The organism is Microcoleus sp. F4-D5 (assembly GCF_036704885.1).
Taxonomy (GTDB): domain Bacteria; phylum Cyanobacteriota; class Cyanobacteriia; order Cyanobacteriales; family Microcoleaceae; genus Microcoleus.
This window is the reverse complement of sequence record NZ_JAUBSX010000065.1, coordinates 33,830-45,699: the sequence shown is the minus strand read 5'-3', so window position 1 is coordinate 45,699 and position 11,870 is coordinate 33,830. Positions and strand designations below refer to the sequence as shown.

The following is an 11,870-nucleotide window of genomic DNA, read 5'->3' as shown; positions in this document are numbered from 1 at the left end:
TTGATTGTCTATCCAATGTCTAAGAGTTTTATTTCGCACAAATTGAGCCGTCCGAATCATGTCGTCGATGATTCGATTTTGCTCCGCCTTGCCTTTTAATTTCAACTCTAAAACTATCATTGGAATAGTCGATCATTTTTACTACAACTTTTACCCAAAATATCTACCTATTTGATAATTACTTACAAAAGGTAGAAATTAAAGCTGTCCTATAAGGACGGGGCTTTAGACCCAATTTATTGGTAAAAAAGTGGGTAATTAAGGATTTACTCGTTCCCGGACTATGCTTGGGAATGCCTGCTCGGAGACACGGCTTCCCTCGATCCAATGGAGCCAGAGCATCGCTTATATGGGTTCCCAGGCTCTTCTTGGGAGCTATCGAACAGAGCTTATGAACGAGTTAATGGCGCGGTTTTGACCGAAAGCATCCAGGATACAAGCCCCCGGATTCATCCGTCCAGAAATAAAAAACCTGTATCCGATGAAACTTGCGCCCCGAATTTATCTGTGGGGTCAGTCGATTTTAGATTTTAGATTTTAGATTTACCCCACAGATAAATCTGGGATCTTGAACCTTAGTCTAAAATTTTTATCTTTCCACGACAGGAGTACGTGGCAGCGTATCCGCTTTTGGGCTGGGTCAATGCTTCAACTCTTTAATCTAAAATCTAAAATCTAAAATCTAAAATCGATTGACTGTTCAGGCTCATGGCATTTCTTTGTTTGCATAAAGCGGATTGCTAAGTGTCAAAAAAATTACTAATCAGGTGGTAAAATTCAAGATAACTTGGGATTTTTACAATTCAAAGCACGATAAAATTACCCGGAAAAGGCATACTCCCGCTTGTACCCCCAACTTCAAACTTACAATTATGTTCTGTAGTGATATACGCCGAATTGTTAATTTTGGATCTGTGCCGTCAAAACAAAAATTTTGGGTACACTGAAATGACAGGCCAGAAGTCAGGCGATGAATCGCTGCTTTTAGTGCAGATTGCCCGGAAAGACCAAACGGCATTAGCTAAACTTTACGATCGCTACGGTCGCCGAAGTTACGCTCTCGCTTACAAAATCCTGGGCTCGGTAGAAGAAGCTGAAGAAGTTGTACTCGATGTTTTTTCCCAAATTTGGCAAAAAGCAGCAACTTACGATCCTTCTCGCAGTCGAGCAGATACCTGGTTGTTCATGCTGACCCGCAGTCGTTCCCTCGATCGGCTCCGAGCGATGCAGCGAACAGTCCGGGCTGCTGAAGCTTGTCTGGAAGATGCGAAGGTACCCATCTCTAGCGTTGCAGAACCGATGGAAGATGCAATGTTTAAAGAACGCAGCGAACAAGTCAAAGCAGCCTTAGAAAAACTGCCAAAGGAACAGCAAGAGGCGATCGAACTCGCCTACTACCAAGGGCTGACTTGCGCGGCGATATCAGCTAAAACTGGTATTCCGACAGGTACAATCAAAACCAGAATTCGGTTGGGTATTTCCAAATTGCGTCAAGCTTTGAGCGAACAATTTTTTTAGATTGATGTTAAAAAACAAAATTTAAGTTGTTTAACATCAATCTAAAATTATGGCATCTCCTATCATCCATCTTGAGTGCGAGGGCAACAGAAAATCTCAAATTTAAAATCAACTTAGGTGGAATTACAATTATTGGCGGAAAACAGATGGAAATGATGCCAGACGAGGAGTCTATCATCCTTGCAGCCCTTCACGCTCTCGATATCCTCGACGAGTCAGAACGCGGCGCATTTGCAGAGAAATTGAAAGAGTTCGCAGAACTTAAAAGTGAATTAGCGGCTGTGGAATCAACAATTGCCGCGATCGCCTACACAGCCCCCCCAGTTCCCGTCGCACCAGACCTCAAAAACCGCCTGTTTCAGCGCATAGCCGAACTGCCTCCCACCCATGCAGAATCAGTCAATTTAAAGCCCGTTGTTACGTCCCCAACGGAGAACAATGCTCCATCTTTAATCGTGCGATCGAACGATGTAAAATGGAAATCTTATGGAGTTCCGGGCGTCTCGTTTGCCAAGCTTTATATTGACAAAAAAAAGCGCGAAATTACCTGCTTGATGCGACTAGAACCGGGAGCAACATTTCCCCTGCACCGACACGCTGCTTCGGAGGAAGTGTTTGTATTAGAAGGAGACTTAATGGTAGAAGGGGAAATTTGCCATCAAGGCGACTACATTCGCTCGCTTCCCGGTTCCATACATTCCTCCCTCACACAAGGGGGATGTTTGCTGTTAATGAAAACTTCCATAGACAACGAAATGCTCGTCTGATATTATGTTTTTTAAATTTTCGACAGTTTGGAGGGCGGGTTTATGTAGATTTTAAGTTATAATTGCAGATTGTTGGTAAAACCTGCCCTACAATTATTTTGGTTAATTTACCGGACGCTATCTGGCTCAAAAGTACCGTTTTGCTCCGCATAAGGCGCTAAAAAATCCCAAATATCTCATGTAATTCCAATGCTAAAATACTCGCTTTTAACTGCTGTGTTGTCCGCCATTATTATACAATTGATCGCCAGCGATAAAAGCGCGATCGCCCAAGAACGCGAAGGATGTTTTCTTGTCAATTCAGCGGGAGAAGTAATTAACTTAAATTTGTTGTGTTCGCCTCAAGAATCGGACATTAAACTCACAGGAAACGATGGGAAATTTCTGGAAGACTACAAACGCTTAGCAAAAAGCTACTCTCCAGAAGCCACGGACAATTTACTGCAAGCAATCCAAAGGGCTCCCGGTCAAAAAATTGCGGCCGCTAAAAGAATGTGTGCGGAAGCAAAATCGGGACTTTCTCTGCCGGAAGTTAAATTGAGAGCGATCGGGCAAGCTGCGAGTATCGAAAATCCAACTGTCAAAGAAAGTTTTCTCGCAGATGCGGATATTATTAGCACCCTTGCCGCCAACCATTATTGCCCGGAATTAGCCAGTAAGTAATATCATGAAATCTGTATAGACACGGTAAGGAATTATCTCAGTTTTGATTTTACAGGAGTGCTTGGGGGACGTTCGCACTCCTAAAAAACGCTTTTTACAAAACTGAGATTCTCCCACGCTAACGCCGCGTCTCTACTTGCAGTTACAATATTAATTGTCCTCTTGTCGCGCAACGATCGATGAAATTACCAGACATGAGATGAAGCATTTAAAATCAAGTTCCGCCGACTTGCGGGATTTATTCAAAGACAGCATTACAGTTAAATACCTTGCGGAACCGCTGAAATCTGTCCCAGCTTGCGAAGATGCAGCCAAATTGCGATCGTGGATGGAAGCCCGCGATTTTGACGTGCTCGGGATCGAAGAAAACGGCACGGTTTGCGGCTATGTAGAACGATCGCACTTAAAGACAGGCAAGTGCAGCGACTACCAGCAAATTTTTCACCCCTCACAATTAATTGCAGCCTCGACTCCTTTGATGGAATTGCTGCCGCTGCTGCGAGAAAAACCGAGATTATTTGTATTGGAAAGCAACAGGATCGACGGGATCGTTACCTGCGGCGATTTGCAAAAAGCACCGGTGCGGATGCTGCTGTTTGGATTGGTGACGCTTCTGGAAATGAATTTATTGCGGATCGTGCGGATTTACTTTCCCCAAGATTCTTGGCAAAAATTGCTTAAGGGCGATCGCATCTTAGCCGCCAAACACCTTTGGGAATTAGGGCGATCGCGAAACGAAGCAATTGACTTAATCGATTACCTGCAATTTTGCGACAAGCGAGATTTAATCCTGAGTTCGGCTGAAATAGTCGATCGGCTGGGGCTCAAATCCAAACGCTACGGGGAGCGTTTTTTAAAGTCAGCAGAATCATTGAGAAACAAATTAGCTCACGCTCAAGATTTAATTAACGGTTCTTCGTGGCCGGAAGTAATTTTTTTGGCTCAGGAAATAGAAGCACTTTTGCAGCGCTGCGAAGAAATTGAAATTGCCGAACCCAATGAATTAGATAGCATTTAATCCTTTATTTGTGAGTTTATTAGAGAGGTAATTTGTGTGTTAAATCGCCATTTAAGCCACCTATTTTTATCTATAAAGGTGCGCCTGGCGCACCATATATTTAGTTGGTAATTTTTAGTTTCCTGTTAGTATACTGAGGAACCCACCCTTGAGCAGTGGTGTAATACTGCACGGCTTTCAAGTACAGCGACGGAGTGAGATAAAACCAATGTTCGGTATTAGCCGGCACTTTAATGTATTCTTCAGCTTGCAACATTAATTGTACCTGAGAGCCGTTAGAATGCACAAACCCAAAAACACATTCCCCAGCTAAAATGTGAAGAACTTCTGGATCAGTGTGGGTGTGAGTGCGATTGCTTTGACTCATCAGCGCGTAAATCTGCGGCGAACCCGGTTGCAGCACTTTTAAGTCGCACCACTGACATCCGTCTGCACGTTTGAACTGTTCAAACTCGCTATTAAATGCGGCGAGAACCTGCTGTTTTTCTGTTACATTGAGGATGTCTTGGACTAGCAGTTCTCGAACCGCAGGACTTTCGTTCGTTGGCAGACGATCGATCTGAACATTTAAAACAGCCAGTTGGCTCGCGATCGCCTCAATATCCCTATATGTCCTACCGTCTTCTAGTTGCATAACAGCCATTGTAAACCACCTATTTATTTGGCTTTGAGGATAATTTAGTTTACTGCTTCCATCTAGTGTTACAGACTAAACTCCTGCTTATTTTCAATAATAGCCGATCGCTAAAAATAGATAGTTGGTCTAACAATTTATTAAACATTTATCACAGCTTCACTCTAAAATTTTAGATTTTAACTTTTATTTAATAACATTGAGAGTAGGGTTCGATGCACGCTGCACCTTAGTGGTTGAAAAACAGGGCGAATAAATCTCGAAAAAAATTAAAGACTGCCAAACCAGGAGCAGTTTTGAGAATCAAAATTGCAAAAATTAGCTGCAAAGCAATTCCCCACCCGTAGTGTGGCCGCTTAACAGCGCGCCGAACGACAAGAAAATGCGCAGGACAAACCGACAAAAACAGCTAACCCGAATAGATAAATAAGCCTTTCCATTTGAGTGACATTCCCTTATAATTAAAGATTAAAGCTCAAAATTACAGCGCAGCCTAATTGCTGCTACTTTTATGTCTCTACCTATAGTTGCTATTATTGGACGCCCCAATGTAGGCAAATCGACGATCGTCAACCGTTTAGCCAACACCCAAGACGCGATCGTCCACGACGAACCGGGAATCACGCGCGATCGCACTTACAGACCGGCTTACTGGGGCGATCGGGAATATCAAGTCGTAGACACCGGCGGGTTAGTATTCGACGACGAAACAGAATTTCTGCCTTTAATTCGCGAACAAGCAATGGCGGCCCTGGCAGAAGCCAGCGCAGCAATTTTCGTAGTAGACGGACAAACCGGCCTCACCGGCGGCGACGAAGCGATCGCATCTTGGCTGAGACTGCAAAAAGTCCCCGTCATTCTCGCCGTCAACAAATGCGAATCGGAAAATACAGGACTCACCCAAGCAGCCGACTTTTGGCAATTGGGACTGGGAGAACCTTACCCAATTTCCGGCATTCACGGCAACGGCACCGGCGAATTGCTAGACAAATTAATTACTTACCTTCCCACGGAAGTATTACCAGAAGTTGAGGAAATTAAAGTAGCAATTATCGGTCGTCCCAACGTCGGCAAATCGAGTTTGTTAAACGCATTTCTCGGAGAAAACCGCGCCATAGTCAGCCCGATTTCCGGCACAACCCGGGACGCGATCGACACCTTAGTAGAACGCAACGGTAAAACCTACCGCCTGATCGACACAGCCGGAATCCGCAAAAAGAAAAACGTCGAATACGGTGCAGAATTTTTCGGCATCAACCGCGCTTTCAAAGCCATCCGCCGTGCCGATGTAGTGCTGCTAGTAATTGATGCCATTGACGGCGTTACCGACCAAGACCAAAAATTAGCCGATCGCATCAGCCAAGAAGGTCGCGCCTGCATCATAGTCGTCAACAAATGGGACGCCGTAGAAAAAGACTCCGACACCATCTACGAGTACGAAAGAGAAGTAAGAACCCGACTTTATTTCCTCGATTGGGCAGAAATGATTTTTGTCAGCGCCATGACCGGACAGCGAGTTGAAAAAACAATTGAATTAATAGACAAAGCCGACAGCGAACACAAACGCCGCGTCACCACCGCCGTCATTAACGAAGTCATCGAAGAAGCAACAAGCTGGCACTCAGCCCCTGTCACCCGCCAAGGAAAACAAGGCAAAATCTATTACGGTACTCAAGTGCGATCGCAACCGCCAACCATCGCCCTATTTGTCAACGATCCCAAACGCTTTACCGAAAATTACCGCCGCTACATGGAAAGCCAATTCCGCAAACACCTCGGCTTTACCGGTACACCAATGCGGCTGCTTTGGAGAGGCAAAAAAGTTCGTGCCACAGAAATGAGTACAACAAATAGAGCACTGCGGGTCAAGTAATTGTAGATTTTAGATTTTAGATTTTAGATTGAAGAAAAAAAGGCGGTTAGATGATATAATTGCTTGCCAACTACAGCAATTTTTTTCATCTAAAATCTAAATATCGGATGAATGAACAAGAGTTTAAACAAAGAACGAAGCAGCTAGCATTAAGAGTTATTAAGCTAGTAAGTTCACTGCCCAAAAATACCGTTTCTGAGGTAATTGGCAAGCAGTTAATTCGTTCAGGAACTTCTGTAGGGGCTAACTATCGAGCAGCTTGTCGCGCTAGATCGACAGCAGACTTAATTGCTAAACTCAGAATAGTGGAAGAAGAAGCGGATGAATGTTTGTACTGGATGGAGTTGATAGTTGAAGCTAAATTAGTAGATGTCGCTAATTTGAGGAGTATCATGTCAGAAACGAATGAAATTTTAGCGATGACAGTTGCCTCGATCAAAACTTTAATTGCTAAAAACCCAACAGCAAATCGCAAATAAAATAATCTCAAATCCCACAAAATATGCCAAGCTAAAATCAAACAATCCCAACCATAAGTCAAACTACACCCAATCAAAGAATCAAATAATCCCCAATCGATCAATCAAACAATCCATCAAACAATCACAATCAAACAATACCTCAATCAAACAATCCCTCAATCAAACAATCCATCAAACAATCACAATCAAACAATCCCTCAATCAATCAAACAATCCCTCAATCAATCAAACAATCCCTCAATCAATCAATCCCTCAATCAATCAAACAATCCCTCAATCAAACAATCCCTCAATCAAACAATCCCTCAATCTAAAATCTAAAATCTAAAATCTAAAATCCCAAGATGGACTTACTTCGATCGCTCCCCATTGGACTTTACCTAGAACAACCCGTAACCTGGCTTCACCGGCTAGACTCCCGCGTAAAATTAGCCTGGTTGATGACATTTCTGATTGCGCCAATACTCGCCAATCCCATCTGGCGGTTGATTCTAGTAGGAATGTTAATCGTACTGACACTAACTGCAGCCATTCCCTTGCGCGTGTGGAAACAGCAAATGGGAATGCTGCTGCTATTCTGCCTATTAGTATTTTGCATCAGCGCGATCGCCCCCGACGCACTCCCATCAGAACACCAGCCCCGCCTCCCAGCCGACGAATTAACCTTTTCTCAACAGCCGACAACCCTCCCCCCGCCATCCCCCAAAAAACCCTGGTACAATCCCTTTAATTTAGGCGGGAAATCCCAAATCCAAAATCCAAAATCCCAAATCCAAAATTCCCTCCCCCAACCCACAAACTACAGTTACGTTTTATTCAAACAAGGCCCGATTAAAATCACCCGCAAATCCCTAGATTTAGCTATCAACGTCAGCACCCTATTTTTCACAGTCATTTACAGCACCAACCTCTACCTCCTTACTACAGCTAGTGAAGAAATCACCAGCGCGATAGAAAACTTAATGCAACCTCTGCGCCGCTTGAACTGGCCTGTTACTGAAATAGCACTAACATTAACTTTATCTTTGCGCTTTATTCCTCTAGTGTTGGAAGAAATACAAAATTTAGTGCGATCGGTCAGAACCAGAGCGATAAACTGGAAAAAACTCGGATTTCGCCGCGCCGCTCAAGTTTGGTTGATGATAGCCGAGCGGCTGTTAGAAAACTTGCTCCTGCGAGCCGAACAAATAGCCAGCGCCATGAAAGTTCGCGGCTTCACCAGTCCCGATCGACACCGTGTAGAATGGCACCAGTTGCAATTGAAAATCCGAGACTGGATCGCCCTCGGCTGCTTGATTCTCCTCTGGAGCGCCCGCTTGGTTTGGGGCTGGGACAGTTGAGATTTGAGATTTTAGATTTGAGATTTGAGATTGAATAATATTGAAAGATTGGAAACGATTGATTCGAGCGGCGTTTGGAACACCGGCCTGCATTTGAGTAAGTTGTGTCTGGTACGCGACAGTCCTGCTAAAGTAATGGAGACAAATATTTAGAGAACCAAGACCTTGAACATCTATCTTGGGACAGATATCGTATATGTTCCGCGGATACAAGCCGCATTAGACCGCTTTGGCGATCGCTTCCTCGAAAAAGTTTACACGCCGGCCGAACAAAGGGATTGCGGGTCACTAAATTCTCAACACAGCAGCATTAAAGGTAAAATGAATCGAGTTTCCTGCAACCAACTAGCGGGGCGGTGGGCGGCAAAAGAAGCTGTTGTCAAAGCTCTAGGGACGGGATGGCGGGGAATACGGTATGCAGATGTGGAAATTCGGCGCTCCGAAAACGGTGCTCCAAACGTGCAACTGCACGGAACCGCAGCAGCACGAGCCTCTGTTTGGGGAAATTGCCAGTGGCAATTGAGCCTCAGCCATGACGGAGACTATTGTATGGCTACGGCGATCGCCCTTTGTACCCCCCTCTCAAACAACCCCGTCCCCAAAAACACCGAAACTAAAATCTAAAATCGAAATCTTTAATCTAAAATTGACCGACTGTAAACCTGAATGACTACTGAAACTTACCTGAATCATCCAAACTTTGGCCTCCTCTTCAGGGTATCCCAGGTTGAAGACAGCCAAGAATTATTTACCACCCTATACGCCCAGCGCCTATTTTTTTTGGTAACAAACGGCCCTGGGGGTCTGAGATTTGAACCCATCAGTCGCTCCGACGCTCGCCTCATGGTCGAAATTCGCCTGCGAACCCTGCGTCGCAGCGGTCAATATCAGGAGTACGACCAATTGCAGGCGATTCACAAGCGCACATTTCTATAGCGAAAATCAGTAATTGGTAATCGGTAATTGGTAATTTGGTAATTAGTAACTGTCTTTATTTTCCCAACCTCTAGTTCCCAGCGTTGAGCACTCATGACCATTGCCTCTCGAATTAACAGCATTCGCCAACAGTTGCCGGAATCCGTGCGGTTAATTGCCGTTACCAAACAGGTACCGACTGATGCTATCCGCGAAGCATACGAAGCCGGCATCCGGGATTTTGGCGAGAGTAAGGTTCAAGAGACTGCCGAAAAACAAAGCCAACTGCAAGATTTGCCGGATATCAACTGGCATTTGATCGGTCACTTGCAAGCCAACAAAGCAGCCAAGGCCCTAGAGCATTTCCAGTGGATTCACTCTCTCGACAACTTAAAACTCGCTCAGCGGCTTTCGCGCTTGGCGGGCGAACGGTCCTGCTCTCCGGAAGTCTGCCTGCAAGTCAAAATGTTGCCCGACCCGGACAAATACGGCTGGAGCGTCCCACAACTGCTTGCCGACCTCCCAGAACTCAACAAATGTCAGCATATCAAAATTCAAGGTTTGATGACAATACCTCCGCTGGGATTAGATGACTCGCAAATCTTAAAATTGTTTAACAGCACCCGCGAACTTGCTGACAAAATCGACCGGCAAAATTTGCCCCGCATTCAAATGCAGCAGCTCTCGATGGGGATGTCGGAAGATTATCATTTGGCAATTCAAGCAGGTGCTACTATGGTACGGCTAGGAACAAGCTTGTTTGGCTCTAGAAGAGGACAACTTGGGTTAAAAATAGAGTAGTCAGCCACCCGCGACTAACCCGCAACGCGAGTTATAGTCGGGGCAGCACAGTCGTGAAGGAGCTTAAATGGTGAACATTTTTTCTAAGCTACGAGATTTTGTAGGCTTCCCCAATGAGCCTGAGTACGATTACGAGTACGACGAAACCGAAGGCGATCGCTTTCAGAACGTCTACCAACCGCCTGAACCGAACGCAGCCTCTGCAGCTGCAGCAGAAGAAGAACGTCGCCAAAATCGCAGAATGCGAGAGCGGTCAGTAGTAGGATCGACAGGTACGGATGTTGTTGCACCAACCGGGGGAGTAGGGTCAGTAATGAATAACGTGATTGGAATGCCTGGAGCTATGAACGGGATTTCGGAAGTAGTAGTCATGGAGCCGCGCACTTTTGAAGAGATGCCGGCAGCCATTCGAGCTCTTAAAGAACGGAAATCTGTGGTTTTGAACCTAACAGTGATGGACCCAGACCAAGCGCAAAGAGCTGTGGACTTTGTGGCGGGCGGTACTTACGCCCTTGACGGTCATCAAGAGCGCATTGGGGAAAGTATTTTCTTGTTTACGCCTAGCTGCGTGCAGGTGAGAACTCAGTCTGGTGTGGTTCACGAAGTGCCTCCGGCTCAAGGACGGCCCCGCGCTGCTGCTCCTGCACCGACAGTCTGGCCGGCAGAACAAGCTCAAATCGCTCAGTAGTCAGCAGTCAGCATTTATTAGTCATTAGTCATCTGTCTTTAGTCTTTAGTTATTAGCAAGTCAGCTTTTAACTAGCCAGCTCCTGAATTTTGTATTCCTTAGTTTTGGGCGCTTAACTCTTAGCTAAGACAGTTGACTGATAACTAATGGCAACTAATAATTAATGACTAATGACTAACATAAAATAGTAAGGTGCGTCGCTCTGAGATGTTCGATGAAACTTGCAGATTGTTTCGGACGACGCACCCTATAAATTAGCACTGTTGACTGATGACTGATGACTAATGACTAATGACAACTGACTAATGACTAACATAAAATTTGGTACGATCGGCGGCGGGGTAATGGGAGAAGCTCTCTTATCCCGTTTAATAGCAGAAAAAGTTTATTTGCCTTCAGAAATATTGGTGAGCGAGCCAGGGGTAAAGCGCCGCGAGTTTTTAACTGAGAAATACGGGATTGGAACAACAGCCAGCAATCTAGAAGTTGCTGCCGCTACAGAAGTGCTGTTTTTGGCAATTAAACCGCAAGTTTTTGATACGGTAGCTTTGGAGTTGGCCGTGGCGGCCGATCGCAAACAGGGAAATAATGGAGAAACGGCTAATTCCCAGCCAGAAGCGCTGGTAGTGTCGATTTTGGCTGGAGTGCCGCTCAGCAAGCTAGAACCGGCTTTTCCCGGGCGGGGAGTGCTGCGCGTGATGCCGAATACTCCGGCGACGGTGGGGGCGGGAATGAGCGCGATCGCTCCTGGAAAACTCGTTCAACCGGCTGATTTAGAATTGGTAAAGCGCATCTTTCAGGCGGTGGGAGAAGTGGTAGAAGTACCTGAGAGTATGCTGGATGCGGTGACGGGGCTTTCGGGTTCCGGGCCTGGTTATGTAGCAATTTTGATAGAAGCCTTGACAGATGGCGGAGTTTGTGTAGGACTGCCACGGGCGATCGCCTCTCAATTAGCAGTGCAAACAGTATTGGGTACGGCGAAACTATTGCAAGAAACGGGAATGCACCCAGCAGAATTGAAAGATCGAGTTACGAGTCCCGGCGGCACAACTATTGCCGGAATTGCTAAATTAGAGAGTAACGGCTTTCGTTCTGCGCTGATCGAAGCAGTGAAAGCAGCTTGTTTGCGTTCTCAAGAATTGGGCAAATAAGTCAGGAATTACGCACAGAA

General features: G+C 45.5%; 14 protein-coding genes. 12 read left to right on the top strand and 2 right to left on the bottom strand.

Annotated features, from left to right (window positions below):
- Nucleotides 1-948 precede the first annotated feature (948 nt).
- From QUA80_RS24810 to QUA80_RS24795, 4 genes are all read left to right on the top strand, one after another.
- Nucleotides 949-1,518: a sigma-70 family RNA polymerase sigma factor gene (locus tag QUA80_RS24810; protein WP_333427670.1), complete on the top strand. Its 570-nt coding sequence runs from the start codon at nt 949-951 to the stop codon at nt 1,516-1,518.
- Nucleotides 1,519-1,544: 26 nt separating this feature from the next.
- Nucleotides 1,545-2,285, top strand: a complete 741-nt coding sequence (locus QUA80_RS24805) for a cupin domain-containing protein (protein WP_333427669.1) — start codon at nt 1,545-1,547, stop codon at nt 2,283-2,285.
- 189 nt (nt 2,286-2,474) lie between these two features.
- Nucleotides 2,475-2,948 carry a DUF732 domain-containing protein gene (locus QUA80_RS24800; RefSeq protein WP_333427668.1) on the top strand — a complete coding sequence of 158 codons (474 nt, stop codon included), beginning with the start codon at nt 2,475-2,477 and terminating at the stop codon, nt 2,946-2,948.
- Between the two features lie 199 nt (nt 2,949-3,147).
- Complete coding sequence (locus QUA80_RS24795; protein ID WP_333427667.1) at nt 3,148-3,966, top strand: hypothetical protein; 819 nt, start codon at nt 3,148-3,150, stop codon at nt 3,964-3,966.
- A 100-nt stretch (nt 3,967-4,066) separates the two neighbouring features.
- Here QUA80_RS24795 and QUA80_RS24790 read toward each other — a convergent pair whose 3' ends face one another.
- Both QUA80_RS24790 and QUA80_RS24785 read right to left on the bottom strand, forming a co-directional pair.
- Nucleotides 4,067-4,609: an acireductone dioxygenase gene (locus QUA80_RS24790; protein WP_333427666.1), complete on the bottom strand. Its 543-nt coding sequence runs from the start codon at nt 4,607-4,609 to the stop codon at nt 4,067-4,069.
- Nucleotides 4,610-4,829: 220 nt separating this feature from the next.
- Nucleotides 4,830-4,928, bottom strand: a complete 99-nt coding sequence (locus QUA80_RS24785; RefSeq protein ID WP_333427665.1) for a hypothetical protein — start codon at nt 4,926-4,928, stop codon at nt 4,830-4,832.
- Nucleotides 4,929-5,111: 183 nt separating this feature from the next.
- Here QUA80_RS24785 and der point away from each other — a divergent pair, with 183 nt between their 5' ends.
- The 8 genes from der (at nt 5,112) to proC (ending at nt 11,850) form a co-directional block, all read left to right on the top strand.
- Nucleotides 5,112-6,473, top strand: a complete 1,362-nt coding sequence (gene der, locus QUA80_RS24780; protein WP_333427664.1) for a ribosome biogenesis GTPase Der — start codon at nt 5,112-5,114, stop codon at nt 6,471-6,473.
- A 107-nt stretch (nt 6,474-6,580) separates the two neighbouring features.
- Nucleotides 6,581-6,952: a four helix bundle protein gene (locus QUA80_RS24775; RefSeq protein ID WP_333427663.1), complete on the top strand. Its 372-nt coding sequence runs from the start codon at nt 6,581-6,583 to the stop codon at nt 6,950-6,952.
- A gap of 347 nt (nt 6,953-7,299) precedes the next feature.
- Entirely contained in the window at nt 7,300-8,295 is a 996-nt protein-coding gene (locus QUA80_RS24770; RefSeq protein WP_333427662.1) for an energy-coupling factor transporter transmembrane protein EcfT, read from the top strand.
- A 165-nt stretch (nt 8,296-8,460) separates the two neighbouring features.
- Entirely contained in the window at nt 8,461-8,919 is a 459-nt protein-coding gene (acpS, locus tag QUA80_RS24765) for a holo-ACP synthase (protein WP_333427661.1), read from the top strand.
- A 42-nt stretch (nt 8,920-8,961) separates the two neighbouring features.
- On the top strand, nt 8,962-9,231 hold the full coding sequence (pipX, locus tag QUA80_RS24760; protein WP_333427660.1) for a transcriptional coactivator PipX: 270 nt from the start codon (nt 8,962-8,964) through the stop codon (nt 9,229-9,231).
- Nucleotides 9,232-9,324: 93 nt separating this feature from the next.
- Nucleotides 9,325-10,011: a YggS family pyridoxal phosphate-dependent enzyme gene (locus QUA80_RS24755; RefSeq protein ID WP_333427659.1), complete on the top strand. Its 687-nt coding sequence runs from the start codon at nt 9,325-9,327 to the stop codon at nt 10,009-10,011.
- A gap of 67 nt (nt 10,012-10,078) precedes the next feature.
- Nucleotides 10,079-10,699, top strand: a complete 621-nt coding sequence (locus tag QUA80_RS24750) for a cell division protein SepF (protein WP_333240041.1) — start codon at nt 10,079-10,081, stop codon at nt 10,697-10,699.
- Nucleotides 10,700-11,004: 305 nt separating this feature from the next.
- Nucleotides 11,005-11,850, top strand: a complete 846-nt coding sequence (gene proC, locus QUA80_RS24745; protein WP_333427658.1) for a pyrroline-5-carboxylate reductase — start codon at nt 11,005-11,007, stop codon at nt 11,848-11,850.
- The last annotated feature ends 20 nt before the right edge of the window (nt 11,851-11,870 follow it).